The 25,819-nt window shown below is 69.2% G+C and carries 25 protein-coding genes; 20 read left to right on the forward strand and 5 right to left on the reverse strand.

What is annotated here, in order from left to right:
* Positions 1-96: 96 nt before the first annotated feature.
* Positions 97-954 (forward strand): LysR family transcriptional regulator, encoded by an 858-nt coding sequence (locus C2U31_RS18390; RefSeq protein ID WP_103276441.1) that lies wholly within the window; start codon positions 97-99, stop codon positions 952-954.
* A 34-nt stretch (positions 955-988) separates the two neighbouring features.
* On the opposite strand, the gene C2U31_RS18395 is transcribed toward C2U31_RS18390, so the two are convergent.
* Complete coding sequence (locus C2U31_RS18395; RefSeq protein ID WP_103274087.1) at positions 989-1,624, reverse strand: TetR family transcriptional regulator; 636 nt, start codon at positions 1,622-1,624, stop codon at positions 989-991.
* Positions 1,625-1,832: 208 nt separating this feature from the next.
* Here C2U31_RS18395 and C2U31_RS18400 point away from each other — a divergent pair, with 208 nt between their 5' ends.
* The 4 genes from C2U31_RS18400 to C2U31_RS18415 are packed head-to-tail and all read left to right on the forward strand — an operon-like array spanning position 1,833 to position 8,754.
* Complete coding sequence (locus C2U31_RS18400) at positions 1,833-3,056, forward strand: arabinose transporter (protein ID WP_103274088.1); 1,224 nt, start codon at positions 1,833-1,835, stop codon at positions 3,054-3,056.
* Positions 3,049-4,239: an efflux RND transporter periplasmic adaptor subunit gene (locus tag C2U31_RS18405; RefSeq protein ID WP_199770847.1), complete on the forward strand. Its 1,191-nt coding sequence runs from the start codon at positions 3,049-3,051 to the stop codon at positions 4,237-4,239. The genes C2U31_RS18400 and C2U31_RS18405 overlap by 8 nt, the downstream gene beginning before the upstream one ends.
* Positions 4,236-7,322, forward strand: a complete 3,087-nt coding sequence (locus C2U31_RS18410; protein WP_103274089.1) for an efflux RND transporter permease subunit — start codon at positions 4,236-4,238, stop codon at positions 7,320-7,322. The genes C2U31_RS18405 and C2U31_RS18410 overlap by 4 nt, the downstream gene beginning before the upstream one ends.
* Entirely contained in the window at positions 7,312-8,754 is a 1,443-nt protein-coding gene (locus tag C2U31_RS18415) for an efflux transporter outer membrane subunit (RefSeq protein WP_103274090.1), read from the forward strand. The genes C2U31_RS18410 and C2U31_RS18415 overlap by 11 nt, the downstream gene beginning before the upstream one ends.
* Before the next feature lie 30 nt (positions 8,755-8,784).
* On the opposite strand, the gene C2U31_RS18420 is transcribed toward C2U31_RS18415, so the two are convergent.
* Positions 8,785-9,630 (reverse strand): bifunctional transcriptional activator/DNA repair enzyme AdaA, encoded by an 846-nt coding sequence (locus tag C2U31_RS18420; RefSeq protein WP_103274091.1) that lies wholly within the window; start codon positions 9,628-9,630, stop codon positions 8,785-8,787.
* A gap of 76 nt (positions 9,631-9,706) precedes the next feature.
* Positions 9,707-10,456, reverse strand: coding sequence for a glutamine amidotransferase (locus C2U31_RS18425; protein ID WP_103274092.1), 750 nt, complete (start codon positions 10,454-10,456; stop codon positions 9,707-9,709).
* A 165-nt stretch (positions 10,457-10,621) separates the two neighbouring features.
* Here C2U31_RS18425 and C2U31_RS18430 point away from each other — a divergent pair, with 165 nt between their 5' ends.
* From C2U31_RS18430 to C2U31_RS18440, 3 genes are all read left to right on the forward strand, one after another.
* A complete protein-coding gene (locus C2U31_RS18430) occupies positions 10,622-11,059 on the forward strand; it encodes an NfeD family protein (protein WP_103274093.1) in 438 nt (145 codons plus the stop codon).
* An 81-nt stretch (positions 11,060-11,140) separates the two neighbouring features.
* Entirely contained in the window at positions 11,141-12,067 is a 927-nt protein-coding gene (locus tag C2U31_RS18435) for an SPFH domain-containing protein (RefSeq protein WP_103274094.1), read from the forward strand.
* Between the two features lie 25 nt (positions 12,068-12,092).
* Positions 12,093-13,283 carry a diguanylate cyclase gene (locus C2U31_RS18440; RefSeq protein ID WP_103274095.1) on the forward strand — a complete coding sequence of 397 codons (1,191 nt, stop codon included), beginning with the start codon at positions 12,093-12,095 and terminating at the stop codon, positions 13,281-13,283.
* Between the two features lie 193 nt (positions 13,284-13,476).
* Here the strand turns inward: C2U31_RS18440 and smpB are convergent, their stop codons facing one another.
* The gene (gene smpB, locus C2U31_RS18445; protein ID WP_103274096.1) at positions 13,477-13,938 is read right to left on the reverse strand and encodes an SsrA-binding protein SmpB; all 462 of its coding nucleotides are present in this window, start codon (positions 13,936-13,938) and stop codon (positions 13,477-13,479) included.
* A gap of 211 nt (positions 13,939-14,149) precedes the next feature.
* Between smpB and C2U31_RS18450 the strand changes: the two genes are divergently transcribed.
* The 7 genes from C2U31_RS18450 to C2U31_RS18480 all read left to right on the forward strand — a co-directional run bounded on the left by C2U31_RS18450 (position 14,150) and on the right by C2U31_RS18480 (position 19,699).
* Positions 14,150-14,584: a type II toxin-antitoxin system RatA family toxin gene (locus tag C2U31_RS18450; RefSeq protein WP_103274097.1), complete on the forward strand. Its 435-nt coding sequence runs from the start codon at positions 14,150-14,152 to the stop codon at positions 14,582-14,584.
* Entirely contained in the window at positions 14,574-14,906 is a 333-nt protein-coding gene (locus C2U31_RS18455) for an RnfH family protein (RefSeq protein WP_103274098.1), read from the forward strand. The genes C2U31_RS18450 and C2U31_RS18455 overlap by 11 nt, the downstream gene beginning before the upstream one ends.
* 221 nt (positions 14,907-15,127) lie before the next feature.
* Positions 15,128-16,282 (forward strand): acyl-CoA dehydrogenase family protein, encoded by a 1,155-nt coding sequence (locus C2U31_RS18460; RefSeq protein WP_103274099.1) that lies wholly within the window; start codon positions 15,128-15,130, stop codon positions 16,280-16,282.
* On the forward strand, positions 16,279-17,457 hold the full coding sequence (locus C2U31_RS18465) for an enoyl-CoA hydratase/isomerase family protein (RefSeq protein WP_103274100.1): 1,179 nt from the start codon (positions 16,279-16,281) through the stop codon (positions 17,455-17,457). The genes C2U31_RS18460 and C2U31_RS18465 overlap by 4 nt, the downstream gene beginning before the upstream one ends.
* Positions 17,458-17,574: 117 nt before the next feature.
* Positions 17,575-18,462, forward strand: coding sequence for a 3-hydroxyisobutyrate dehydrogenase (gene mmsB, locus C2U31_RS18470; RefSeq protein ID WP_103274101.1), 888 nt, complete (start codon positions 17,575-17,577; stop codon positions 18,460-18,462).
* 70 nt (positions 18,463-18,532) lie between these two features.
* Entirely contained in the window at positions 18,533-18,898 is a 366-nt protein-coding gene (locus tag C2U31_RS18475) for a PaaI family thioesterase (protein ID WP_103276443.1), read from the forward strand.
* Between the two features lie 111 nt (positions 18,899-19,009).
* Positions 19,010-19,699 (forward strand): VIT family protein, encoded by a 690-nt coding sequence (locus C2U31_RS18480; protein ID WP_103274102.1) that lies wholly within the window; start codon positions 19,010-19,012, stop codon positions 19,697-19,699.
* Between the two features lie 87 nt (positions 19,700-19,786).
* Here C2U31_RS18480 and C2U31_RS18485 read toward each other — a convergent pair whose 3' ends face one another.
* A complete protein-coding gene (locus tag C2U31_RS18485) occupies positions 19,787-20,788 on the reverse strand; it encodes a folate-binding protein YgfZ (RefSeq protein WP_103274103.1) in 1,002 nt (333 codons plus the stop codon).
* Positions 20,789-20,981: 193 nt separating this feature from the next.
* Here C2U31_RS18485 and mltG point away from each other — a divergent pair, with 193 nt between their 5' ends.
* The 5 genes from mltG (at position 20,982) to C2U31_RS18510 (ending at position 25,677) form a co-directional block, all read left to right on the forward strand.
* Positions 20,982-22,151 (forward strand): endolytic transglycosylase MltG, encoded by a 1,170-nt coding sequence (gene mltG, locus C2U31_RS18490; RefSeq protein WP_103274104.1) that lies wholly within the window; start codon positions 20,982-20,984, stop codon positions 22,149-22,151.
* Positions 22,148-22,771 (forward strand): dTMP kinase, encoded by a 624-nt coding sequence (gene tmk / locus C2U31_RS18495; RefSeq protein WP_103274105.1) that lies wholly within the window; start codon positions 22,148-22,150, stop codon positions 22,769-22,771. The genes mltG and tmk overlap by 4 nt, the downstream gene beginning before the upstream one ends.
* A gap of 67 nt (positions 22,772-22,838) precedes the next feature.
* Positions 22,839-23,891 (forward strand): DNA polymerase III subunit delta', encoded by a 1,053-nt coding sequence (holB, locus tag C2U31_RS18500; protein ID WP_103274106.1) that lies wholly within the window; start codon positions 22,839-22,841, stop codon positions 23,889-23,891.
* Between the two features lie 81 nt (positions 23,892-23,972).
* A complete protein-coding gene (locus C2U31_RS18505; RefSeq protein WP_103274107.1) occupies positions 23,973-24,743 on the forward strand; it encodes a TatD family hydrolase in 771 nt (256 codons plus the stop codon).
* A 37-nt stretch (positions 24,744-24,780) separates the two neighbouring features.
* Entirely contained in the window at positions 24,781-25,677 is an 897-nt protein-coding gene (locus C2U31_RS18510; protein WP_103274108.1) for an ankyrin repeat domain-containing protein, read from the forward strand.
* Positions 25,678-25,819: the final 142 nt, after the last annotated feature.

Genomic DNA, 25,819 nt, shown 5'->3' on the forward strand with positions numbered 1-25,819 from the left:
GACGGTTGGCGGGAATGCCATTGTGGAAAAAGACAAAAAATGATGGAAATGATTTAATTTTGTTGGATTAATTAAATTTCATCATGAATGATCGGCATGGACTACGACCCGGATCTTCTGCGCGCATTCATCGCGGTACATGAGACGGGCGGTTTCACGCGCGCCGGCAAGCGTCTGCACCTGAGCCAATCAGCGGTCAGCCATCAAATCCGCAGGCTGGAAGAGCAGGCGGGAACCGCGCTGCTCAAGCGCACGACCCGCAGCCTGACCCTGACCGAGGACGGTGAGGAATTCCTGCGCCATGCCGAGCAGATCCTGCGGGCGCAGGATGCGCTGGCGATACGCTTTCAACGCTCCGCCGTGGCGGGCGCGGTGCGCTTCGGCGTTCCGGAAAGCTATGTGGGCGACCGCCTGCCGCCCATGCTGGCGCGCTTCTCGCGCCAGTTCCCCGCAGTGAGGCTGGACGCGACGGTGGACACGTATCTGACCTTGCGCGACCAGATAGACGCCGGCCTGCTGGACCTGGCGGTCACGCTGTCGCTCGACGAGGACCCGGCGTCGCCCCTGTTGCGCCGGACCCGGTTCGTGTGGGCGGCGGGGGCCGGGTTCGACGTGGCCGCGCATGCGCCGCTGCCCCTGGCCCTGGCCCCCAGACCCTGCCTGCACCGGGAGGTGGCGACACGCGCGCTGGAGGAGGCGGGGCGTGAATGGCGGCTTGCCTTCACGTCGCTCAGTCAGCAAGGGCTGCGCGCGGCGGTGAAGGCCGGCCTGGCGATCACCGCCATTCTTCAGGAAGACCTGGAACCGGGAATCGTGGAGATCGACGCCGAAGCCGGTTTGCCGCCCTTGCCGCAAGCCAGCTTCCGGTTGCTCTGGAGCGCGTCGGGAAGGACGCCCGCCGCGCAGGCGCTGGCGGGGCAGTTGATCGAGTCGTGCGATGCGGCTTCCGCATAGCGCGGCCGCCAACGCCGGGGCCGCGCGTCGACGTTCAAGCGCGGTGCGCCACGTCGGCGATATAGGCGCAGAACATGTCCGCCATGGCGTCCGCATAGGCGCCGATTTCCGCCTTGCTGCGCGCGTGGCCTGAAAAGACCTTGCCCACGGCGCTCAGGGTGGTGGATATCAAGCCGCCCACCAGGGCCAGGTCGGCCGGCGAGGCCTTGGGCATCACCTCGCGCATGAAGGCGCGAAAGGTTTCCTCGCCCGCCGCCCGCGCTTCGCGGGCTTCCGGCGCGTCTCGGTAGAGCGGGGCGGCGTCGCTGAGCGCGACCCGCATCTCGGCTTCCTCGCACTCCGAGCGGACAAACGCATGCACCAGCGCCCGCAGCCGTTCCAGCGGCGGCCTGGCCTGGTCTTCCAGGATGCGGCTCAGCATTTCCTGCGTCTGGCGCCATTCATCGCTTTGCAAGCGGAACAGGATGGCGGCCTTGTTGGGAAAGTATTGGTAGACCGAACCGACGCTGACGCCGGCCTTTTCGGCCACGCGTGCCGTGGTGAAGCGGCCGGCGCCTTCCTGGGCCAAAACCTGAGTAGCGGCTTGCAGGATGGTGGCCACGAGCTCGGCCGAGCGCGCCTGCTTGGGCTGCTTTCTAGAGGAGATCTGCGGGGGATTGCTCTGGCTCATGGCGGCTGGGCGGGTCGAAAGAGAATGCGAATAGAAAACGCGAAGGATTAGTCGCATAATTTTAACGCGACGAATTATTCGCATTTTATCCCGATGACGGCGAAAAAGCGCATTCCAAGGAGACGAGGAAGACGCCCGCCAACCGACATCGAACGCCCCGGCGCCGACCGAAAACGGCCCGTGGCGCCGCTCTCTCCTGGACCCAATCATGACAAAAGCACATACCCAGCACGCGTCGCCCTCGACGCTTGCGCCCCCCGTCACCAATGTGGTGATCAAGCTGCTGCCGCTCACGCTGGCGGTATTCATCGGCTTCCTGGTCATCGGCATGCAATTGCCCGTGCTGCCGCTGCACCTGCACGACACCCTGGGCATGGACACGCTGGTGGTCGGCCTGGTGGTCGGCTCGCAGTTCGCCGCGGCCCTGCTGTCGCGCTCGTGGGCCGGCAACTACGCCGACATGCGCGGCGCCAAGCGCGCCGTGGTGGCGGGCTCGGTGGCCGCCGCCGCCTCGGGCCTGCTCTATCTGGCCTCGCTGGCCTTTCTTGACGCGCCGACCACGTCGGTGTGGATCCTGGTGGCCGGCCGCATCCTGCTGGCCATGGGCGAAAGCCTGATCGTCACCGGCGCGATGGGCTGGGGCATCGGCCTGGTCGGGCCGCAGAACGCCGGCAAGGTCATGGCCTGGAACGGCATCGCCATGTACGGCGCCTACGCGCTGGGCGCGCCCGCCGGCGTGGTCGTCAACGGCCTGTGGGGCTTCAACGGCATCTCGGTCGCCACGCTGTTCGTGCCCATGCTGGCGCTGGCCGTGGTGGCCGGCGTGCGCGGGATCGCTCCCACCAGCCAGCGGCGCACGCCGTTCTACAAGGTGCTGAGCGCCGTCTGGGCGCCCGGCATGGGCCTGGCCCTGTCCAGCGTCGGCTTTGGCGTCATCACCGCCTTCATCGCCCTGCTGTTCGCGGCCAAGGATTGGGGCAATGCCTCGCTGGCCTTCACCGCGTTCGGCGTGGCCTTCATCGGCGCCCGCCTGTTCTTCGGCCATCTGCCCGACAAGATCGGCGGCGCCAAGGTCGCGCTGGTGTGCGTGATCATCGAAGCGGCCGGCCAGCTGCTGATCTGGGGCGCGGACACGGCCGTCATGGCCTACATCGGCGCCGCGCTCACCGGCTTCGGCTACTCGCTGGCCTTCCCCGGCTTCGGCGTGGAAGCCGTGCGCCGCGCGCCGCCGCAGACCCGCAGCCTGGCAATGGGCGCCTACGTCGCGTTCCTGGACATGTCGCTGGGCATCACCAGCCCGTTGGCCGGCCTGCTGGCCGATGCCGGCGGCATCGCTTCGGTGTACCTGGCCGGCGCCACCGCCGTGGCCCTGTCCGTGGTCGTGGCCTTGAAGCTCTTGTTCGGCGCATCCAAGGGAAATCGTCATGCGTGATACGAATACCTCCGCGGGCGGCCCCGGCATCCGCCTGCCCAAGGCGGGCAACCGGCGCACGGGCGTGATGCGCATCCGGCCCTTCGTCATCAGCCTGGTCGGTCTGGCGCTGGTGTCCGGCGGCTTGTACGGCTGGCGCGCCGCGCGGGCCGGCGTGGCCAAACCGGGGGAACGGCCGCCGTTCCTGGTCTCGGTTGTCCAGGCCGAGCCGCGCAGCGTCGCCGGTTCGTTGCGGGCGGTCGGCAGTCTGCAGGCCGTGCGCGAAGTCATGCTGGCGCCGGATACGGCGGGACGCGTGACCGCCATTCACTTCACGGCCGGGCAGACCGTCAAGGAAGGGGCCGCGCTGGTCCAGCTGTTCGACGCGCCCGAGCAGGCCGACCGCGCGGCCGCCTCGGCCAAGGCCGATTTCGCGCTGCTGCAATTGCGGCGCTCGCAGGGATTGGCGCCCAGCGGCGCCGAGTCGCGCGAGGTGCTGGAGCAACGCAAGGCCGAGGCGGCCCAGGCCGTCGCCGCCGTCCGGCAACTGGATGCACGCATCGAGCAGAAGCGCGTCCAGGCGCCGTTCGCCGGCCAGATCGGCATCCGGCGCGTCAACGTGGGCCAGTACCTGAACGCGGGCGAACCCGTAGCCACGTTGACGCAGCTCGATCCGTTGTACGTGAACTTCACGCTGCCGCAGCAGGACCTGCCCAGGCTGGCGCCCGGCGCGACGGTGCAGGTGAGCGTGGACGCCGTGCCCGGCCGCGTGTTCGAGGCCAGGGTCAGCTCCATCGAGCCGCGCGTCGACAGCCAGACGCGCAACGCCACGGTGCAGGCCGTGCTGCCCAACCCCGACCACGTGCTGCAGTCGGGCATGTACGCCACGGCCGCGCTGGCGTTGCCCGCGACCGAGAGCGCGGTCGTGCTGCCGCTCACGGCGATCCAGACCTCGGCTTCCGGCGACAGCGTGGTGCTGGTCCGCGACGCCAACGCGCAAGGCGTGGGCAAGGCCGTCGCGGTGCCGGTCACGACCGGTCGCCGGCTGGGCGAGGAGGTGCTGGTCACGCAAGGCATCCAGGCCGGCGACCTGGTGGTGACGGCAGGACAGAACCGCCTGCCGCCGGGCGCCGTCGTCAGGATCAAGGGCGCCGATGCCACGGCCAGTCCCGCGCCGGGCGCGGCAACGAGGAAGTCGCCATGAGTTTCACCGACATCTTCATCCGCCGGCCCATCCTGGCGCTGGTGGTCAGCCTGCTGATCCTGCTGATGGGCGCGGCCGCCGTGTTCTCGCTGCCGGTGCGGCAGTATCCGTACCTGGAAAACGCCACCGTCACCGTGACCACGTCCTTTCCGGGCGCGACGCAGGAGGTGATGCAGGGCTTCGTCACCACGCCGATCTCGCAGTCCATCGCCACGGCCAGCGGCATTGAATACCTGAGTTCGACCACCACCCAGGGCAAGAGCGAAATCAAGGCGCGCCTGGTGCTCAATGCCGACGCCGACCGCGCCATGACCGAGATCCTGGCCAAGGTGCAGCAGGTCAAGTACCAGCTGCCGGCCGGCATCACCGATCCGGTCATCAGCAAGTCCACCGAGGGCGGCACGGCCGTGCAGTACGTGGCCTTCTTCAGCGACACGCTGACCATCCCGCAGATCACGGACTTCGCCAACCGGGTCGCCCAGCCGCTGTTCGCCGGTATTCCCGGCGTCGCCTCGGTCGATATCAACGGCGGCCAGACGCTGGCGCTGCGCATCTGGATCGATCCGGTCAAGCTGGCCGCGCGCGGCCTGTCGGCCGGCGAGGTCGCGGCGGCGCTGCGCGCCAACAACGTGCAGGCCGCGCCCGGCCAGCTCAAGAGTTCGCTGACCGTCACCAACATCAGCGCCGCCACCGACCTGCGCGATGTCGAGGACTTCCGCCAGATGGTGATCCTGTCCAAGCCCGACGGCGGCGTGGTGCGCCTGTCCGACGTGGCGACGGTGGAAATTGGCGGCCAGAACTACAACAACGCGTCCTTCGCGTCCGGCGTGCCGGCGATCTTCGTGTCGCTGTATCCCTCGCCGGAAGGCAATCCGCTGGAGATCGTCAAGCAGGCCAAGGCGCTGGTGCCGAAGATCCGCGAGATGGCGCCGCCGGGACTGAGCGTGATGCCTAACTACGACGTGGCGAAGTTCGTCAACGCCTCGATCGAGGAAGTCAGGGAAACGCTGGTCGAGGCCGTGGTGATCGTGATCGCGGTGATCTTCCTGTTCCTGGGCACTTTCCGCGCCGTCATCATTCCGGTCGTGACCATTCCGCTGTCGCTGATCGGCACCGCGGCGCTGATGCTGGCGTTCGGTTTTTCCATCAATCTGCTGACCTTGCTGGCGATGGTGCTGGCGATCGGGCTGGTGGTGGACGACGCCATCGTGGTGGTCGAGAACATCCATCGACACGTCGAGGACGGGTTGTCGCCGGTGCGCGCGGCGCTGCTGGGCGCGCGCGAGATCGTCGGGCCGGTGATCGCCATGACCATCACGCTGGCCGCCGTGTACGCGCCGATCGGCATGATGGGCGGCCTGACGGGGGCGCTCTTCAAGGAATTCGCCTTCACGCTGGCCGGCTCGGTCGTCGTGTCCGGCGTGGTCGCGCTGACCTTGTCGCCGGTGATGAGCTCCATGCTGCTGGATGCCCGCCAGAACGAGGGCCGGCTGGCCAGGCTGGTGGAGCACTACATGGCGTCGCTGGCCGAGCGCTACCGGCGCGCGCTGTCGCGCACCCTGGCCGCGCGCGGCGCGGTGCTGCTGGTGGGCGTGGCGGTGCTGGCCGCCATCGTGGTGCTGTTGCTGGGCATCCGCCGCGAGCTCGCGCCCACGGAAGACCAGGGCGCGGTCATCGTCATCGCCAAGGCGCCGCAGTACGCGGGGGTGGGCTATACCGCGCGCTACGCCGCCCGGGTCGAGCAGATCTTCGAATCCATCCCCGAGTTCGACAGCAGCTTCATGCATATCGGCGGCACCGGACGCGGGCAGAACCAGATGCTGAGCGGGGCGATCCTGAAGGACTGGTCCGAGCGCTCGCGCTCGTCCATCCAGATCCAGGGCCAGATACAGGCGGCCGGCGGCGCGGTCGACGGCGAAACGCTGACCGCCGTGCAGTTCCCGGCGCTGCCGGGCTCCAGCGGCGGCCTGCCGGTGCAGATGGTGCTGCGCTCGCCGGAGGACTTCAAGACGCTTTATGACACCGCCGAGAAGATCAAGGCGGCGGCTTATGCCAGCGGCCTGTTCGTCTACGTGCAGAACGACCTGGCCTTCGACAGCCAGCAGGCGCATGTCGCCATCGACAGCGCCAAGGCGCGCGAAATGGGCGTGACCATGCAGGCCATCGCCGAAACCCTGGCGGTGCTGGTGGGCGAGAACTACGTCAACCGCTTCAATTTCCATGACCGGTCCTATGACGTGATCCCGCAGGTCAGGCAGGACGACCGGATGACGCCGGAAGACCTGGGCCGCTTCTACGTCAAGACCGTCACCGGCGCATTGGTGCCGCTGGCCACCGTCGCCCGCGTCGAGACGCGGCCCCAGGCCAACCAGCTCACCCAGTTCGGCCAGATGAACTCGGCCACGCTGGTCATGCTGCCCCGTCCCGGCATCAGCATGGGCGAGGCCGTCGCGTTCCTGCAATCGCAGCCGCTGCCGGCCAGCACCAGCGTCGACTGGCTCAGCGACAGCCGTCAGTTCGTGCAGGAAGGCAACCGGCTGTGGGTGTCGTTCGGCTTCGCGCTGGTGGTGATCTTCCTGGTCCTGGCGGCGCAGTTCGAGAGCCTGCGCGATCCGCTGGTGATCCTGGTCACGGTGCCGCTGGCCGTCTGCGGCGCGCTGGTGCCGCTGTGGCTGGGCTACGCCACGCTCAACATCTACACCCAGATCGGCCTGGTCACCCTGATCGGCCTGATCTCGAAACACGGAATCCTGATGGTCACTTTCGCCAACCATATCCAAGAGCATGAGAACCTGAGCCGCATCGAAGCCATCGAGAAGGCGGCGACGGTGCGCATGCGTCCCGTGCTGATGACCACGGCGGCCATGGTCGCCGGCCTGGTGCCGCTGCTGTTCGCCGGCGGAGCGGGTTCGGCCAGCCGGTATTCGATCGGCGTGGTCGTGGTGATGGGCATGCTGATCGGCACGCTGTTCACGCTGTTCGTGCTGCCCACGATCTACAGCTTCATCGCCAAGGACCACCGGGCGGCGGCGCAAGGCGCGCGCGCCCGCGAACTGGCGTCGGAGGCGGGCCATGCGCATTGAGTCATCGCAGCGCCCGGCGGGCAGGGCGCGAGCCCTTGCCGCGCCCTTGCTGCTGGCGCTGGCCCTGGGCGGCTGCGCCAGCGGGCCCGACTATCGCGCGCCGGCGATGCCGTCGGCGGCCGCCGGGGCGTTCGTCAGCCAGTCCGAGCGCACCAACGCCGGCGCCGAGCTGCCAGCGGACTGGTGGCGGCTGTACGACGACGCCACGCTCAACGGCCTGTTGCAGGAAGCGCTGGCCGCCAATCCCGACCTGCGCGCGGCGCTGGCCAACCTGGACAAGGCGCGCGCGGTCTACGGCCAGGCCCGGGTCGGGCTGCTGCCGTCGACCCAGCTGTCGGGCGGCACGCGTTATGGCCGCAACAACGCGGCTGGCGGCGGCGACGGCCCGGCGCCCCGGCAGTGGAGCTACAGCGGCGGGCTGGAAGTGGCCTACGAGGTGGACCTGTTCGGACGGGTGCGGCGCGACATCGAGTCGGCCCGCTACGACGCCGACGCGGTCGCAGCGGCCTATGACGCGGCCAGGGTGCTGGTCGTGGCCGACACGGCGCGCGCCTACCTGAACGCCTGCGCCTACGGCGAGTCGGAGCAGGTGGCTCGCGCGTCCATCGCGCTGGCGCGGCGCAACCTGGACCTGATCAGCGAGCAGGAGCGCGCCGGTTCGGCTTCGCGCCTGGACGCCGAGCGGGCCGGCGTGGCGCTGGCGCGCACCGAGGCGGCGCTGGCGCCCATCGAGGCGCGCCGCAGCGCCGCCCTGTTCGAACTGGCGGCGCTGCTGGGACGCACGCCGGCGCAGGTGCCGCAGGCCGCGCGGGCATGCGCCAGCCCGCCCGAGGTGGGCGGCGCGATCCCGGTGGGCGACGGCGCCGCGTTGCTGCGCAGGCGGCCCGATCTGCGCCAGGCCGAGCGCAGGCTGGCTGCCGACACCGCGCGCATCGGCGTGGCCGTGGCCGATCTCTATCCGCGCGTCACGCTGGGCGCGTCCGGCAGCTACCTGCGCAATGACACGCTTACCGGCGACCGCGCCTGGTCGTTCGCGCTGGGTCCGCTGGTGTCCTGGAGCTTTCCCAACATCGCTGCCGCGCGTAGCCGCATCGAGCAGGCCGAGGCGCAGAGCGCGGCCTCGCTGGCCCGCTTCGACGGCGCGGTGCTGAACGCGCTGAAAGAGACGGAGCAGGCATTGAGCGCCTATGACGCGGCGATCCGCCAGCGCGATGCGCTGGTCCAGGCCCGCACCCGCGCCGACAATGCCTTCCGCCTGGCCGAGCAACGCTACCGCGCGGATTCGATCAGCTATCTGGACGTGCTGGTGGCGCAAGACAGCCTGGTCACGGCGATGTCGCAGGAGGCTGCCCTGAAGCAACAGGTCGGCTCCGCGCGGGTCGATGTGTTCAAGGTCCTGGGCGGCGGCTGGGAGCCGGGCGTCGTGAACTGACGGGGCGCGCGCGGGGTGGCCGAGGGCGCGTCAAGCCGCCTGCGCCTCGCGCGCGATCAGCTCGCGCTTGCGCTCGATGCCCCAGCGGTAGCCGGCCAGCGAGCCGTCGGTGCGGACCACGCGATGGCAGGGAATCGCCAGCGCGATGTTGTTGGTGGCGCATGCGCGCGCCACGGCGCGCACCGCCGCCGGCGAGCCGATGCGTTCGGCGACCTGCGCATAGGTGGCGGTGGCGCCAACCGGAATCTCGCGCAGCGCTTCCCACACGCGGCGCTGGAAGGCGGTGCCGCGCACATCCAGCGGCAGGTTCAGGCCCAGCGACGGGTCTTCGACGAAGCCCACCACCTCGGCCACCCAGCGTTCGAACTCGGCGTCGGCGCCGATCAGGCGGGCCTTGCTGAAGCGTTCCTGCAGGCCGCGCACCAGGTGTTCGGGGTCTTCGTGTAGCGCGATCTCGCAGATGCCGATGGCGCTGGCCGCCACCAGCAACGCGCCCAGCGAGCATTGCGCCACGGCGAAGCGGATGTCCACGCCCGCGCCATGCTGGCGATAGGCTGTGGGCGTCATGCCCAGCATGGCGGGCGCGGCTTCGTAAAAGCGCCCGCTGGAATTGAAGCCCGCGTCGTACATGGCGTCCGTGACGCTGGCGCTTTCGCGCAGCTGCTGGCGCGCGCGGCTGGCGCGCAGCGCGGTGGCATAGGCCTTGGGCGTGACGCCGGTGGCGGCCTTGAACACGCGATGGAAATGGAAGCGGCTCATGCCGGCCTGCTCGGCCAGCGTGTTCAGGTCGGGCGGCTGCTCCGCCTCGAGCGCGCGGCAGGCCCGCTCGACGGCGGCGGCGTGCTGGGGGCTCAGGGGGGCGGCGGCTCGGTTCATGGGGTGGGGCTCCTCGGGCGCGCGCGATTGCGCGCTGGAGAAATGGTGCCAAATGCCCGGCCGCCGCGCACTCCGCTTATTGCGGACGGCTGGCGGCGGGGGCGCAGAGATCCAGGAAGCGGCGCAGCAGCCCGCCGGCGACCGGCGTGGCGCGCACATTGGCGGCCAGGCCGGGCACGTCCAGGTTTTCCGCCATGTACTTGCGCTGGTAGCGTTCCAGGTGGGCGCGCACGAAGTCCGGGCCGAATTCGGGGTGGAACTGGGTCGAGAACACGTTCGGGCCGACGCGGAACATCTGGTGCGGATCCTGGTCGGACCGGGCCAGCACGGCCGCGCCCGGCGGCGGTTGCAGCACGGTCTGCGCATGCAGCATCTGGGCCGGGAAGCTGGCGGGCAGGCCGTCCAGCAGCTGGTCGCCGGCCGCCGGCGGCAGCAGCTCCACGGTCTGGGTGCCCAGCTCGCTGCCGGTGGGGTTGTAGCCGACCTTGCCGCCCAGCGCATGGGCCAGCAGCTGGTGGCCGTAACAGACGCCGAACATGGGCAGTCCGGCGGCGGCGGCCTCGCGCAGCCAGGCGGCGGTGTCCTCGCTCCAGGGCTCGCGGTCGGTGACCATGGCGGGCGAGCCGGTGATCAGGGCGGCCCGATAGTATTGCGGTGCGCGGGGGCGCGCGCCTTCATGCACCGGCACCACCTCGACCTCGCCGGCCTCCAGGCCCGCCGCCACGGCGATCTGCTCGGCATAGCTGCCGAACCGTTCTTTCAGGGAGGGTTCCGGATCTCCGGTGTGCAGGATCAGGACGGGTAGGGCGGGGGGCGTTGCGGTCATAAGTCCATATATTGAATACACGCTGCCCGTGCGGAACAGCGTCTGCCATAGCCGCATCATAATCCAGCGCCAGACTGGGCACGGGCGGCGACGTGCACGCTCCGTCCCGGAAATACGTACAATCCGCTGGATATTGACATTCTTTCCTGAGGCGGACCGGACAATATGTGGATATGGCTGGGATTGGCCGCGCTGGCGCTGATTGGCGAACTGGCGACGGGAACGTTCTATTTGCTGCTGGTGGCCCTGGGCCTGGCTGGCGGCGGCGTGGCGGCCTGGCTGAACGCCGGCCTGGAATGGCAGTTGCTCGCCTGCGGCGTCGTGGTGCTGCTGGGGCTGGTGATCTTGCGCAAGACCCGCGTGCTGAAAAAGCGCGAGGTCGACGCGGCCAGCAATGCCGACGTCAACCTGGACATCGGGCAGATCGTGTCGGTGGAAGCCTGGTCCGACAACCGCACGGCCCGCGTCTGGTATCGCGGCGCTCACTGGCAGGCTGAACTGGCCGAGGGGCACGCGCCCCATGGCGGCGAGCATGTCATCACCGAATTGCGCGGCACGCGCCTGGTGCTCACGCCCAGGAACGCATCCGGCGGCGCGCGCTAGTCCCGGTCCGGCGGGGCCGGCCAGGGGCGCCTTGCGCGAGCGGAGCGTCCGGGCAACCAACCAAGAAGAGGGATACACACCATGATCGAAACTTCCACCATCGTCCTCGTCGTCATCGTGGCGCTGGCGATCCTGATCGTCATCAAGGCGATCGCCATCGTGCCGCAGCAGCACGCCTGGGTCGTCGAACGCCTTGGCAAGTTCGATCGCGTGCTGTCACCCGGCGCCGCCTTCGTCATCCCGTTCATCGAGCGCGTGGCCTACAAGCACTCGCTCAAGGAAATCCCGCTGGACGTGCCCAGCCAGGTCTGCATCACGCGCGACAACACCCAGCTGCAGGTCGACGGCGTGCTGTACTTCCAGGTCACGGACCCGATGCGCGCGTCCTACGGCGCGTCGAACTACATCCTGGCGATCACGCAGCTGGCGCAGACCACGCTGCGCTCGGTCATCGGCAAGATGGAACTGGACCGCACCTTCGAAGAGCGCGACGCCATCAACAGCACCATCGTGTCCTCGCTGGACGAGGCCGCGCTGAACTGGGGCGTGAAGGTGCTGCGCTACGAGATCAAGGACCTGACGCCGCCCAATGAAATCCTGCGCTCGATGCAGGCGCAGATCACGGCCGAGCGCGAGAAGCGCGCGCTGATCGCCGCGTCCGAAGGCCGTCGCCAGGAACAGATCAACATCGCGACCGGCGAGCGCGAGGCCGCCATTGCCCGCTCCGAGGGCGAGAAGCAGGCCCAGATCAACCAGGCCCAGGGCGAGGCCGCCGCCGTGCTGGCGATCGCCGAAGCCACCGCCAAGGCGGTGACGCAGGTGGCCGAGGCGGTGCGCCAGCCCGGCGGCATGGAAGCCGTCAACCTGAAGGTGGCCGAGCGCTATGTCGAGGCCTTCGGCAACGTGGCCAAGCAGGGCAACACGCTGATCCTGCCGGCCAACCTGGCCGACGTGGGCGGCATGATCGCCTCGGCCATGACCATCGTCAAGGGCACCAAGACCGGCTGAAGACCCGCCCGCGGGCGCTTGCAAGATGATCGCTCCCGTCCATTTGCTATCGATCGCGGCGCTGGCGGGCTTGCTGTCCTTGTGCGTGCTGGGATCGCTGGCGCGCAGCGGCATGGCCGGCATCGGCGAGAGCATCCGGGCCAACCTGCTGACGCTGGCGGCTTTCGGCGGATATGCGTTGCAGGTTACGGCCGCGCCCTTGTGGTTGTCCGTGCTGCTGCCCAATGCGCTGGTCGCATTGGCGCTGTGCTGCTATTTCACGGGCGTGCGGCGCATGATGGGGCGCACGGTGCCGCGGCGCCTGATGGCGCTGTCGGCGATCGCGGCCTTGCTGGCGGTCGCGGCGTACACCTATGTCGAGCCGCGCGTGGCGCTGCGCATCTCCGCCATGTCGCTGCTGCAGACGGGTTTCATGCTGGCCACGGCCGCGACGGTGCGCGGCGGCATGCCGCAAAATCGTTCGCGCTACGCCTATTGGTTCGTCTGGACGGTGGCCGCCGCGTCGGCCGCCGTTTGCGGGCTGCGCGCGGTGCTGTACATGACGGGCGTGGCGCATACCTGGGCGCTGCTTGAAGCCACCACCTGGAATGTCGTCTTCCTTACGCTGGGGCTGTTGACGCTGCCCTGCCTGATGCTGGGCACCATCATGATCATCCACGACCGCATGCTGGCCGAGCGCGAACAGGAAGCGAACACGGACTTCCTGACCGGTCTCCTGTCGCGCAAGGCTTGGTGGCTGCAGGCCGAGCGCTACTGCGCCCAGGCCCTGCGCACGCGTCGGCCGCTGACCCTGCTGCTGCTGGATATCGATCATTTCAAGCGCATCAACGACCTGCACGGCCATGCCGTGGGCGACGCCGTGCTGCGGCACTTCGGCCTGCTGGCGATCGCCACGCTGCGTTCCAGCGACCATGCCGGCCGCGTCGGGGGCGAGGAGTTCGCGGTGATGTTTCCCGACTCGCGCGGCGAGGCTGTGATGGAGGTGGCGGGGCGCTTGCTGGAATCGGTGCGGCGCACGCCTTGCGGCCATGGCGGCGGTGCGATCTCGTACACGTTCAGCGCGGGCGTGGCCGAGTGGATCCCGGGCGAGAACCTGCAATCGCTGTTCGAGCGCGCCGACCGCAAGCTGTACGCGTCGAAGGCCGCCGGGCGCAACCGCATCAGCGGGCCGGGCGTCGAAGCCGAGCCGGCCGAGCGCGCGGCGATAACGGCCTGAGCGGGACCGGGCCTGGGGCCGGCAAGCGCTGCTAGTGTGCTGTCCCGCAGATACGCCCGCACGAAATCCACCCCTAGCCGCCATGGCGTCGTTGCAAATCCTCGCGATACCTACGGGTATCACTGCGGTTTGCGCCTAGCCCTGACGTCTATGGATGAATTTCGTCATGCGGACGTACCTACGGGACAGCACACTAGTTGTCCTTGCGGCGCGTGTCGTGCTTCATCAAGCGCTCTTTCTCGCGCTGCCAATCCTTCTCGCGCGAGGTGTCGCGCTTGTCGTAGAGCTTCTTGCCGCGGCCGAGCGCGAAATCCAGCTTGATGCGGCCGTTCTTGTAGTGCAGGTTCAGCGGCACCAGCGTGTAGCCGCGCTGCTCGACCTTGCCGATCAGCTTGCTGATTTCCTCGGCCTTGAGCAGCAGCTTGCGCGTGCGCATGGCATCGGGATGGATGTGGGTCGAGGCCGTGGGCAGGGGGCTGACGTGCATCCCCAGCAGGAACAGCTCGCCGTCGCGCACGATGACATAGCTTTCCTTGAGCTGCACGCGACCGTCACGGATCGCCTTGACTTCCCAGCCCTGCAGGACCAGGCCGGCCTCGTAGCGGTCCTCGATGAAATAGTCGTGCGTGGCCTTGCGGTTGTCGATAATGCTCATAAAGCCTGTTCTGTTCTTCCCCCTGGCAAGCAGGAGTGGGTCTTTGCTCTGGGATTTTTCACCGGGGTTCGCGCCAGCGGGGCTGCAACGGCGTTTGCGTCGACGTCCGCACCGGAGTTTGCGTCAGTGCCCGCGCCACAATTTCGTCCCGGGTTGGGATCGACGAGCGGGACCGGTAAAATCTTGTCATTCTAGCCATTTGCGATAGTCGATGCACAAAGTACAACGATCCGTCCTGGTGCCCTACAGCGCCGCCCAGATGTTCGATCTGGTCGCGGACGTGGAAAAGTACCCGGAATTCATGCCCTGGTGTGGCGGCGCCGAGGTCCAGACCCGCGACGAGCATGGCATGCAGGCCTCCATCCTGATCAGCTTCGCGGGCATGAAGCAGCGCTTCACCACGCGCAACACGCACGTCTATCCCGACCGCATCGACCTGCGGTTGGTGGACGGCCCGTTCTCCAGCCTGGTCGGCCACTGGGAATTCCAGCCGCTGGCGGAAGACGCCTGCAAGGTGCTGTTCACCATGGAATACGCGTTCTCGAACCGGGCGCTGGAAATGGTGGTGGGGCCGGTGTTCAACCGCATCGCCACCAGCTTCATCGATTCCTTCACCAAGCGCGCGCAGGCCAAGTATGGCGAATGAGGACATAGGCGTCAGCGTCTGTCACGCATTGCCGGACCAGGTCTGGACGCGGGTGCTGCGCCTGCCGGCCGGCGCGACGGCGGCCGAGGCCATTGCGGCCAGCGGGTTCGCCGCCGATTTTCCCCGCAACGACCCCTGGCAGGCCGGCGTGGGCGTGTTCGGGCGCGCGGTCAGGCCGGATACGGCCCTGAACGACGGCGACCGCCTGGAAATCTACCGTGGCCTGACCTTCGACCCGAAGGAATCGCGCCGCCGCCGGGCCGAGCACCGGCGCGCGCTGACGGCCAGGAACGGACGCGAACGGCCCGCAGGGCTGCTCTAGCGCCTGGGCGCCGCCCGGCGCCTCTGGCGACATTGTCGCTGCCGAGACAAATCCCGCCCGCGCTTCGGGCGTAACATGAACCCCGGTTGGGCGCCTCGCAGCGCCGTCAGGCGTGTTTGCCCTTACGTTTACGTCAACGTCATGTCAAAATCGGCGGGCTGACGTTCACGAGACGGCAGCGATGCCGACAGACAATACTCATACCACCGGGAGACTAGGCTGTGGACTTGGAACTGACCGACGAGCAGCGCGCGTTCGCGCAGGCGGCGCGCGACTACGCGCAAGGCGAGCTGGCGCCCCACGCGGCGCACTGGGACGCCGAGGGCATATTCCCGCGCGAAGCGTTCGCGCGGGCGGGCGAGATGGGCTTTTGCGGCATCTACGCCAGTGAAGAGATCGGCGGCCTGGGCCTGCCGCGCCTGGACGCCACGCTGGTGTTCGAGGAAATGGCGGCGGTGGATCCGTCGACCACGGCCTTCCTGACCATTCACAACATGGCCACCTGGATGGTGGGCCATTGGGGCCAGCCCGCGCTACGCGAGGAATGGGGCCCGCAACTGGCCAGCGGCGAGAAGCTGGCTTCGTACTGCCTGACCGAACCGGGCGCCGGCTCCGACGCGGCCTCGCTGTCGACCCGCGCGCAGCGTCAGGGCGCCGACTACATCGTCAACGGCGCCAAGGCCTTCATCTCGGGCGGCGGCGATACCAATCTGTTGATCGTGATGGCGCGCACTGGCGGCGAGGGCGCGGCCGGCATCAGCGCCTTTGCCATTCCCGCCGACAGCGCCGGCATCAGCTATGGCCGCAAGGAAGAAAAGATGGGCTGGAACAGCCAGTCCACCCGGCCCATCGTGTTCGAGAACGTGCGCGTGCCGGCCGCCAATCTGCTGGGCAACGAGGGCGACGGCTTCAAGATCGCCATGAAGGGCCTGGACGGCGGTCGCATCAACATCGGCACCTGCTCGGTCGGCGCGGCCCAGGGCGCGCTGGACGCGGCCCGGCGCTACATGGACGAGCGCCGCCAGTTCAACCGCCGCCTGGCGGAATTCCAGGCGCTGCAATTCAAGCTGGCCGACATGGCCACCCATCTCGTGGCCGCGCGCCAGATGGTGCGCCTGGCGGCGTGCAAGCTGGACGGCGGCGCGCCCGACGCGGCCACCTACTGCGCCATGGCCAAGCGCTTCGCGACCGACATGGGCTTCCAGATCTGCCTGGATGCGCAACAGATACACGGCGGCTACGGCTACCTGCGGGACTATCCCTTGGAGCGTCTGGTGCGCGATACTCGCGTACATCAGATTCTGGAGGGGACGAATGAGATCATGCGCGTGATCATCGCCCGCCAGTTGTTGGAAAAAGGAGCCGACATACGATGACTGCACCGGTGCTGTTTGAAGAAAGGGCCGCTGCCAATGGCATGCGTTTCGGGATCGCGACGCTGAATTCGCCGCAGACCCTGAACGGCCTGTCGCTGGAAATGGTGGAACTGCTGGCCGCGCGCCTGGATGCCTGGGCGCGCGATCCCGGCGTGGCCCTGGTGGTGCTGCAAGGCGCGGGCGAGAAGGCGTTCTGCGCCGGCGGCGACCTGCACGGGCTGTACCGCAGCATGACCGAGAACGCCGGCAAGGGGCCCTGGGCCAACGCCTATGCGCGGCGCTTCTTCGAGCTGGAATACCGGCTGGACTACCGCATCCACACCTATCCCAAGCCCGTGCTGTGCTGGGGTCATGGCATCGTCATGGGCGGCGGCATCGGGCTCATGATGGGCGCCAGCCACCGCGTGGTGAGCGAGGCCTCGCGCCTGGCCATGCCCGAGGTGAGCATCGGCCTGTTCCCGGACGTCGGCGGCAGTTGGCTGCTCAACCGCATGCCCGGCCGCATCGGCATGTTCCTGGCGCTGACCGGCGCGCAGCTGAACACGGCGGACGCCTTCTTCGCCGGCCTGGCCGATTTCCGCCTGGACCATGCCGACTGGCCCAAGCTGCTGGAATCGCTGCAAGACCAGCCCTGGGCCGGGCAGGCGCAGGCCGCGCCGGACAGCGATGCGATCCCCCCGCGTTCCATCAATGACGGCCTGCTGCGGCGCGCGTTGACGGCGCTGGAGCCGCAGACGCCGTTGGACCCCGGCCATCTGCGCCAGCATTCCTTCCTGATCAACAATCTGTGCAGCGGCAACCGCCTCGACGAGATCTACGAGGAACTGGCGGCGCTGAAGGACCACGACGATCCCTGGCTGGCGCGCGCCGCGTCCACCATGCTGGCCGGCTCGCCCGGCTCGGTCCGCCTGTCGTTCGCGTTGCAGCAGCGCATGCGGCTGCGCTCGCTCGACGATGTGTTCCGAGCCGAGTACATCGCCGCGCTGACCTGCGCCGCGCATGGCGATTTCGCCGAGGGCATCCGCGCGCTGCTGATCGACAAGGACAAGCGGCCGCGCTGGAACCCTGCGGTGCTGGACGTGGCCACGGACGCCTGGGTGCAGAAGTTCTTCGACGAACCCTGGCCCGAGGGCCAGCCGCATCCGCTGGACGACCTGGGCAAGGAAGGGCGCTGAGGCCGGCGAGCGGCCGCGTCCCAGGGACGCGGCCGGGCCGGCGGCAAGGCACGAGGCATTGAACGATTTCCCCCTACAAGCATCAGCAATAGCAAAAGCAACAGGAGACAGGACATCATGAGCAGCATCGCGTTTATCGGCCTGGGCAATATGGGCGCGCCCATGGCGCTGAACCTGGTCAAGGCCGGCCACAGCCTGAAGGTCTACGATCTGGCGCCCGCCGCCGTCAAGACGCTGACCGACGCCGGCGCCAAGGCGGCCGCGTCGGCCGCCGACGCCGTGCAGGGCGCCGAAGTCGTCATCTCGATGCTGCCCGCCAGCAAGCACGTGGAAGGGCTGTACCTGGGCGAGGACCTGCTGGGCAAGATCCCGGCCAGCGCGCTGGTCATCGAGTGCAGCACCATCGCGCCGGATTCGGCCCGCAAGGTGGCGCAGGCCGCCGAGGCGCGCGGCATCGCCATGATCGACGCGCCCGTGTCGGGGGGCACCGGCGGCGCGGCCGCCGGCACGCTGACCTTCATCGTCGGCGGCCTGCCCGCCGCGCTGGAGCGCGCCCGTCCGGTGCTGGAAAAAATGGGCAAGAACATCTTCCACGCCGGCGCGGCGGGCGCGGGCCAGGTCGCCAAGATCTGCAACAACATGCTGCTCGGCATCCTGATGGCCGGCACCTCCGAGGCGCTGGCGCTGGGCGTGGCCAATGGCCTGGATCCCAAGGTGCTGTCGGACATCATCGCCAAGAGCTCGGGCCGCAACTGGGCCACCGAACTCTACAACCCCTGGCCCGGCGTGATGGAACACGCGCCCGCGTCCAAGGGCTACGCCGGCGGCTTCGGCGTGGACCTGATGCTCAAGGACCTGGGCCTGGCGGCCGAGGCCGCGCTGGCGGCGCGCGCCTCGATCCCGCTGGGCGAGCTGGCGCGCAACCTGTATTCGCTGCACAGCGCTGGCGGCTCGGGCAAGCTGGATTTCTCCAGCATCGTGAACTTGCTCAAGCGCGAGGACTGACGTGAGCGCCGGCTTGCCGCCGGCCGACCCGCGCGAGCGGGTCCGCGCCAGCTTCGAACGGCAGGGCATCATGCGCCTGCTGGGCGCCGAGCTGGCCCTGGTCGAGCCGGGCAGGGTGGAGATCAGGCTGCCGTATCGTGCCGACCTGTGCCAGCAGAACGGCTATCTGCATGCGGGCATTTCCACGACCATCGCCGACACGGCCGGCGGCTATGCCGCCTACAGCCTGTTCGAGCCGGGCCAGGATGTGCTGACCTCGGAGTTCAAGATGAACTTCCTGGCGCCGGCGAAGGGCGAGCGCTACACGGCCACCGGCCGCGTGGTCAAGCCGGGCCGGCGCCTGTCGATCTGCCAGGTCGAAGTCCATGCGCACGCGCAAGACCAGGCCACGCTCTGCGTGATAGGCTTGCTGACCGCTGTGAGAGTAGAGCGGTAGACCCGCTTCGGTGTGTCGGCAGCGCTTCCCTGGAAAGGGGGGGCGCTGCGGGCCGCCGTCAGGCGCGCCTCTGGCGCGCCATGGGTCTTGTCACGGATCTATGAGCAAATCATGCCAGCAAAAGAGCATCACCGGATTTTCCGCAGCAACTGGCTGCGCGCGGCCGTATTGGGCGCGAACGACGGCATCGTGTCCACCGCCAGCCTGATCACGGGGGTGGCGGCGGCGCAGGCCGCGCATGGCGCCATCCTGACCTCGGGGCTGGCCGGCCTGGTGGCGGGTGCCCTGTCGATGGCTGCCGGTGAATACGTATCCGTGCGTTCGCAGGCCGATACCGAGGCGGCCGACCTGCGGCTTGAGCAGCGCTCGCTCAAGCGCAATTCCGGCGAGGAACTGGCCGAACTGACCGAGATCTATGTGCAGCGCGGGCTGTCGCCGGACCTGGCGGCGCAGGTCGCCAGCCAGCTGACGCATCATGATGCGCTGGACGCGCATGCGCGCGATGAGCTGGGCATCCTGCTGCACAACCGCGCCCGTCCGGTGCAGGCGGCCGTGGCGTCGGCAGCCTGTTTCGCGGGCGGCGCGGCCTTGCCCCTGGCGGTGGCGGCGGTTACGCCGACCGGACCGTTGATCTGGACCGTGACGGGTGCGTCCATCGCCTGTCTGGCCGCGCTGGGGGCGCTGGCCGCCGGCGCCGGCGGCGCGCCCAAGGGGCCGGCCGCCTTGCGCGTCACGATCCTGGGCGCGCTGGCCATGGCGGTCACGGCCGGCGTGGGCGCCGTGTTCGGCGTGGCCGTCTAGCACCTTCCACTGATTACCTTCCACGGATTCGGACGCATGCGCGCGCTTAGCAGGCGCGCGCTCAGCAGGCGCTCGTCTGGAGCGCGTTTACTCGGGCTGAATGGAATAGGGCAGCGGCGCGACCGCGATGCGCGGGCCGTCGGCCGCGCCCAGGCGCAGGTCGCCGGGCAGCGCGGCCAGCGCGATCTCGAACAAGGCGCTGACCGAGCCGGCATGGCGCGCCGCGTCGATCACGCGGCCCACGGGTTCGTCCGGCTGCGCGGCGTCATACACATCGACGTTCGCCAGCGCGCCTTCCTGGGCGCCCGCCTCGACGCGGCCGTAGGCCATGCGGCGCTTGACCGTGCCGCGGTAGTGGCTGCGCGCCACCACTTCCTGGCCGGGATAGCAGCCCTTGGTGAAGCTCACGCCCTGGATCAGTTCCAGGTTGACGGTCTGCGGAATGAACAGATCCTGGGTGGCGGCGCCGATCCAGGGGATGCCGGCGGCCAGGTCGGCCGCGCGCCAGGCGTCGGCGTCCGTCCGCGTCAGCGCGCCGGCCAGGGCGGAGGCGCCGGCCAGCTGCTCGTCCGAGGCGATCCACCACCAGCGCCGTTCGCCGGCCGCCGAGGGCGCGGCGATCCAGGTGCCCGACGGCAGCTCGGCGCGTTCCCAGGTCTGGCGCGGCAGCGGGCCGGCGGCGGCTTCGAGCGCGGCCAGCTGGGCGTCGTCGGTGGCCCGCATTCCGCAGGCGTGCAGCGCGGTCGCGGCCAGCTTGGCCTTGGCGCGCAGCACGAACATGGACAGGCGCTTGAGCAAGGCTTGCGACAGATCCTGGCGCAGCAGCGCGTACAGCTGCGGCGCCTCATCGCCGGCGCCCGGGGCGGCGCGCCACATCAGCAGCGTGGCCAGCAGCCGGCCCTTGGCGGTGCAGTAGCCGGCCAGGCGGGCGGCGTCGGCCGGCAGGCCGGTGACGTCCTGGGTCAGCTGGCCGTGCAGGAAAGTCAGCGCATCGGCGCCCGAGGCGGAAATGACCAGGAAATCGTCCAGCGGGGCGCAGGCGGCGCAACCTTCGGCGTTGGACGGAATCGAAGCTAGGAAATCGTGCATGGCGGCGTGTCTTGTGGCGGCCCGCGCAGGATGGGGCCGCATCGCATCTTCAAAGATCCGATGATAGCCGTCTTCGGCGCGGGTCCAGGCCAATTCCTCGCGCCGTCCAGGGGCGTGTCGCCCGCGTGGCGTACCATTCTGTCCCGATTTCCAGCGTCGGACCCGCGCGCGATCCATTAAACTTCCGGAACTTATGAAGAAGCGACTCCGTTCTTATTTCCTGTGGTCCCTGCTGCTCCTGGTGCTGGCCGCCGCGGCGGCCGTTGGCGGCGCCTGGCATTGGATGCATCGGCCCATGCAGCTCAAGGCCGACAGGATCGATTTCGTGGTGGATCCGGGCAGCAGCCCGCGCACGGTCGCACGCGCGTTGAACGCGGCCGGCGTGCCGGTCTGGGAGCCGGGTTTCGTCTGGATGGCGCGCCTGTCCGAGCAGGACAAGCTGATCAAGGCGGGCGGCTACCAGGCCATCAACGGCGATTCGCCGTGGCAGCTGCTGGAACGCATGGCGCGCGGCGATATGACCCAGCGCCAGATCACCTTCCTGGAAGGCTGGACCTTCCGCCAGATCCGTCAGGCGCTGCGCGAGCATCCGGACGTCAAGCAGACCCTGGGCGACATCAGCGACGAGGAACTGATGGCGCGGCTCGGCTCGGACATCAAGCATCCCGAAGGCCTGTTCTTCCCCGATACCTATATCTTCACGCCCGGCAGCACCGACTACGACCTGCTGCGCCGCGCCTACCAGGAAGGCCAGCGCATCCTGGACGACACCTGGGCCAAGCGCCAGGCCGACCTGCCCATGGCCACGCCCTACGAGGCGCTGGTGATGGCGTCCATCATCGAAAAGGAAACCGGCCACGGACCCGACCGCCGGCGCGTCTCGGGTGTGTTCGCCAACCGCCTGAAGATCGGCATGCTGCTGCAGACCGATCCCACCGTGATCTACGGCATGGGCGACGCCTACCAGGGCCGCATCCGCAAGCGCGACCTGCAGACCGACACGCCCTGGAACACCTATACCCGGCCCGGCCTGCCGCCCACGCCGATCGCGGCGGCCGGCCGCGCGGCGCTGCTGGCCGCGGTGCAGCCGGAACAGCACAAGTACTTGTTCTTCGTGTCCAAGGGCAACGGCACCAGCGAATTCTCGGTCAACCTGAACGAGCACAACCGCAACGTGTCGCGCTACATCCTGGGCCAGGGGCAGCAGGCGCAGCCCTCGCGGCCGGCGCAGCCCGCGCGGCCCGCCCAGCCGACGGAGCCGGCGCAGCCGCAGTCGCCGCAACAGGCGGCGCAGCCGCAATCAGCGCCACAGTCGCCGGCCCAACAGCCGGCGCAACCGGAACAACAAGGACAAGACGAATGACCTCGCGCGGACGTTTCATCACGCTGGAAGGCGTCGACGGGGCAGGCAAGAGCACCCACACCGGCTGGATCGCCGATTTCCTGCGCGCGCAGGGCCTGGAAGTGGTTGCCACGCGTGAGCCCGGCGGCACGCCGCTGGGCGAGAAGCTGCGCGCCCTGGTGCTGAACGACCCGATGGGCCTGGATACCGAGACGTTGCTGATGTTCGCCGCGCGCTGCGAACACGCGCGCCAGGTGATCGAGCCGGCGCTGGCGCGCGGCGCCTGGGTGGTCTGCGACCGCTATACCGACGCCAGCTATGCCTACCAGGGCGGCGGTCGCGGCCTGGGCGCCGAGCGCGTGGCCGCGCTGGAAGCCTGGATGCAGGCGGGCCAGCCCGACCGCACCTGGCTGTTCGACGTGCCGCTGGAAGTGGCGCGTCAGCGCCTGGCCGACGCGCGCGAACCAGACCGTTTCGAGCGCGAGGGCGCGGCCTTCTTCGAGCGCACCCGCGCGGCCTATCATGATCGCGCCAAGGCGGATCCGGACCGCATCCGCGTGATCGATTCCACCCGTTCCATCCCCGAGATCCGGGCCGAGCTGGAAGCCGGCCTGCTGGCCTTGATCGAAGGACGCGCATGATGCGCCTCGTCCATCCGCAGGTGCCCGCGAGAACTGGCATCGGTTCCGTGAACAGGAGGCCAGCCCAGTGAGCGCGCCGCAATTCCTGCCCTGGCAGCTTGAGACCGCCCGCAACTGGCTGGGCAACCGCGAGCGATTCGCCCACGCCTGGCTGGTGCATGGTCTGGCCGGCATCGGCAAGCTGGACTTCGCCGTGGCCGCCGCCGCCAGCCTGCTTTGCGAGACGCCGCAAGACGGCCTGGCCTGCGGCCATTGCGCGGCCTGCGCCTGGTTCGCCAGCGGCAACCATCCCGACCTGCGCCGCATTCGTCCCGAAGCCATCGCGGTGGAAGAGGGCGCCGAGGCCGCCGAACAGGCCGAGGACGCCGAGCCCGTGGCCGGCAGCGCATCCAAGCGCGCGCCGTCCAAGGAAATCCGCATCGACCAGATCCGCGCGCTGGAATCCTGGTTCAACACCGCCACCCACCGGGGCGGCTGGCGCGTGGCGCTGCTGTATCCGGCCCATGCGCTGAACGTGGTCTCGGCCAACGCGCTGCTCAAGGTGCTGGAAGAGCCGCCGCCGCACACGGTGTTCCTGCTGGTGGCGGATGCGCCGGACCGGCTGCTGCCGACCCTGGTGTCGCGCTGCCGCCGTCTGCCCCTGCCGGCGCCCGATGCCGACACCGCGCTGCAATGGCTGCGCGAGCAGAACGTCGAACCCGCCCGCGAATGGCTGGCGGCCGGCGGCGGCGCGCCGCTGGCGGCCCTGCGGCTGGCGCAGAGCGGCGAGGCCGCCTGTCCCCCATGGCTGGGCCAGTTGGTCGCGCCGCTGGCGCAGGGCCAGTCGCCCGATGTGGGCACGCTGGCCGAGGCGCTGGAAAAGGTGCCGGCGACCGACTGGATCGACGCGCTGCAACGCTTCTATACCGACCTGATGCTGGCCGCCGCCGGCGCGCCGGTGCGCTACTTCCCCGCGCTGGGCGCGGGCGTGGCGCAAGTGGCCGCGCGCGCCCGGCCGGCCCGCGTGGCCGAAGCCGCGCGCTGGCTGACGCGCCAGCGCGCGCTGGCCACGCACCCCTTGAATGCCAAGCTTTTCGCCCACTCCGCGCTGCAGCGCGTGGTGCTATCCTGCCTGGCGTAGTCCCGCGCCGCCCGTCGCCCGCGGCCCGCAGGAGCGCGGCGCCGGCCAGGGCCAGGGGCGGCGCCCGCAACCCGGATTTCCATGTACGTCGATTCCCACTGCCATCTGAATTTCCCCGAACTGGCCGCCGACCTGCCCGCCATCCTGGAGCGCATGGCCGCCAACCAGGTGACGCACGCGCTGGTGGTCAGCGTCAACATGCCCGAATGGCCCGGCCTGATGGCGCTGGTCGAGCCGCACGCCCATCTGTGGGCGTCGGTGGGCGTGCATCCGGACTACGAAGACACGCCGGATCCCTCCGTGGAAGAACTGGTGCGCCTGTCGGCCCATCCCCGCGTGGTCGCCATCGGCGAGACCGGGCTGGACTACTACCGGCTGTCCGAGCCGTTGGACTGGCAGCGCGAGCGCTTCCGCCGTCATATCCGCGCGGCGCGCGAGACCGGCCTGCCGCTGATCGTGCACACGCGCGCCTCGGCCGAGGACACGGTGCGCGTGCTGCGCGAGGAAAACGCTGGTGAAGTCGGCGGCGTGATGCACTGTTTCACCGAGAACTGGGAGGTCGCGCAGGCGGCGCTGGAGCAGAATTTTTATATCTCGCTGTCCGGCATCGTCACCTTCAAGAATGCTCAGATCGTGCACGAGGTCGCCGCCAAGGTGCCGCTGGACCGGCTGCTGATCGAAACGGATTCGCCGTACCTGGCGCCGGTGCCTTACCGTGGCAAGCTGAACGACCCGTCCAAGGTGATCCATGTGGCCGAGAAGATCGCCGATCTGCGCGGCATCACCGTGGCCGAGGTGGCGCGCGCGTCAACCGATAATTTCTTTAATCTTTTCAATAAGATAAAGAAATAAATTAAGAAAATAGTTCAAGTTGAATCGCGAGGTTCCCATGCAGATCGCCCGCCGTCCGTCGCCCGTCCGAGGCTCGTTCCCGTCCGCCCGCAAGGCGCTGGCAGCCATGGCGATGGCGCTGGCGGCCCACGCGGCGCAGGCCGCCAATCCGAACGACTGGTGGGTCTACCTGGCTAACGACTACGCCGACGACATCAAGGACGTGCTGGCGCAAGGCGCCGATCCCAATGTCCGTTTCCAGAATGGCCAGCCGGCGCTGATGCGCGCGGTGGTGGCCGGCGCCTGGAACGTGTTCGACGCGATCGTCGCCGACCGCCGCACGGACGTGAACGCCGAGAATCCGGCGGGCGAGACCCCGCTGATGTACCTGGCGATCGCGGGCCAGACCGAGCGGGCGCGCGCGCTCATCGCGCGCGGCGCCCAGGTCAACCGCCTGGGCTGGACGCCGCTGCACTATGCCGCGTCCAAGGGCCAGCTGGCGATGGCGCAACTGCTGCTGCAGCACAAGGCCATGGTCAACGCGCCCGCGCCCTCGGGCGAGACGCCGCTGATGATGGCCGCGCTGTCGGGCAGCAAGCCCATGGTCGAGCTGCTGCTCAAGGCCGGCGCCGACGTCACCACGCGCGATACCAAGGGGCAGAACGCGGCCGACTGGGCCACCACCGGCAAGTCGACCAAGCTGGCCGCCGAGCTGCGCGAGCTGATCGCGCGCCAGGATCGGGACAAGCAGGCGCGGCGCGCGGCCGCGCCGGCGGAAGCCGAGGCGGTGGACGATGCGGCGGCGCCGGCCGGCGCGGGGCAGGACGCCGCGCCGCCCAGTCTGGCGACGCCTCCTGTCGCGTCGCCCCCCGTCACATCGCCGTCATCGTCACCCGAACCCGGGACGCCGGCCGTCCGTGGCGTTTCGGGCGTCAAGCTGAACAGCTACGACTGACGGGCCTCGCCAGCCGGGTTTCCGCCGTTGCGCGCCGCGTCCAGCGGTCATGCGACGGCCCATGCGCCGCCCCTATGGGGCGGCGTTTTTCTTTTCGCTGTGCGGTGTGGCGCGCCCTTGGCGCGTGCCAGGAAGGGTGGCG

Source organism: Achromobacter sp. AONIH1 (assembly GCF_002902905.1).
Taxonomy (GTDB): Bacteria; Pseudomonadota; Gammaproteobacteria; order Burkholderiales; family Burkholderiaceae_B; genus Achromobacter.

Excerpts from the sequence above, each read along its gene's own strand:
- C2U31_RS18390 (WP_103276441.1), top strand. The coding sequence starts at position 97 with ATGGACTACGACCCGGATCTTCTGCGCGCATTCATCGCGGTACATGAG.
- C2U31_RS18395 (WP_103274087.1), bottom strand. The coding sequence starts at position 1,624 with ATGAGCCAGAGCAATCCCCCGCAGATCTCCTCTAGAAAGCAGCCCAAG.
- C2U31_RS18400 (WP_103274088.1), top strand. The coding sequence starts at position 1,833 with ATGACAAAAGCACATACCCAGCACGCGTCGCCCTCGACGCTTGCGCCC.
- C2U31_RS18405 (WP_199770847.1), top strand. The coding sequence starts at position 3,049 with ATGCGTGATACGAATACCTCCGCGGGCGGCCCCGGCATCCGCCTGCCC.
- C2U31_RS18410 (WP_103274089.1), top strand. The coding sequence starts at position 4,236 with ATGAGTTTCACCGACATCTTCATCCGCCGGCCCATCCTGGCGCTGGTG.
- C2U31_RS18415 (WP_103274090.1), top strand. The coding sequence starts at position 7,312 with ATGCGCATTGAGTCATCGCAGCGCCCGGCGGGCAGGGCGCGAGCCCTT.
- C2U31_RS18420 (WP_103274091.1), bottom strand. The coding sequence starts at position 9,630 with ATGAACCGAGCCGCCGCCCCCCTGAGCCCCCAGCACGCCGCCGCCGTC.
- C2U31_RS18425 (WP_103274092.1), bottom strand. The coding sequence starts at position 10,456 with ATGACCGCAACGCCCCCCGCCCTACCCGTCCTGATCCTGCACACCGGA.
- C2U31_RS18430 (WP_103274093.1), top strand. The coding sequence starts at position 10,622 with ATGTGGATATGGCTGGGATTGGCCGCGCTGGCGCTGATTGGCGAACTG.
- C2U31_RS18435 (WP_103274094.1), top strand. The coding sequence starts at position 11,141 with ATGATCGAAACTTCCACCATCGTCCTCGTCGTCATCGTGGCGCTGGCG.
- C2U31_RS18440 (WP_103274095.1), top strand. The coding sequence starts at position 12,093 with ATGATCGCTCCCGTCCATTTGCTATCGATCGCGGCGCTGGCGGGCTTG.
- smpB (WP_103274096.1), bottom strand. The coding sequence starts at position 13,938 with ATGAGCATTATCGACAACCGCAAGGCCACGCACGACTATTTCATCGAG.
- C2U31_RS18450 (WP_103274097.1), top strand. The coding sequence starts at position 14,150 with ATGCACAAAGTACAACGATCCGTCCTGGTGCCCTACAGCGCCGCCCAG.
- C2U31_RS18455 (WP_103274098.1), top strand. The coding sequence starts at position 14,574 with ATGGCGAATGAGGACATAGGCGTCAGCGTCTGTCACGCATTGCCGGAC.
- C2U31_RS18465 (WP_103274100.1), top strand. The coding sequence starts at position 16,279 with ATGACTGCACCGGTGCTGTTTGAAGAAAGGGCCGCTGCCAATGGCATG.
- mmsB (WP_103274101.1), top strand. The coding sequence starts at position 17,575 with ATGAGCAGCATCGCGTTTATCGGCCTGGGCAATATGGGCGCGCCCATG.
- C2U31_RS18475 (WP_103276443.1), top strand. The coding sequence starts at position 18,533 with ATGCGCCTGCTGGGCGCCGAGCTGGCCCTGGTCGAGCCGGGCAGGGTG.
- C2U31_RS18480 (WP_103274102.1), top strand. The coding sequence starts at position 19,010 with ATGCCAGCAAAAGAGCATCACCGGATTTTCCGCAGCAACTGGCTGCGC.
- C2U31_RS18485 (WP_103274103.1), bottom strand. The coding sequence starts at position 20,788 with ATGCACGATTTCCTAGCTTCGATTCCGTCCAACGCCGAAGGTTGCGCC.
- mltG (WP_103274104.1), top strand. The coding sequence starts at position 20,982 with ATGAAGAAGCGACTCCGTTCTTATTTCCTGTGGTCCCTGCTGCTCCTG.
- tmk (WP_103274105.1), top strand. The coding sequence starts at position 22,148 with ATGACCTCGCGCGGACGTTTCATCACGCTGGAAGGCGTCGACGGGGCA.
- C2U31_RS18505 (WP_103274107.1), top strand. The coding sequence starts at position 23,973 with ATGTACGTCGATTCCCACTGCCATCTGAATTTCCCCGAACTGGCCGCC.
- C2U31_RS18510 (WP_103274108.1), top strand. The coding sequence starts at position 24,781 with ATGCAGATCGCCCGCCGTCCGTCGCCCGTCCGAGGCTCGTTCCCGTCC.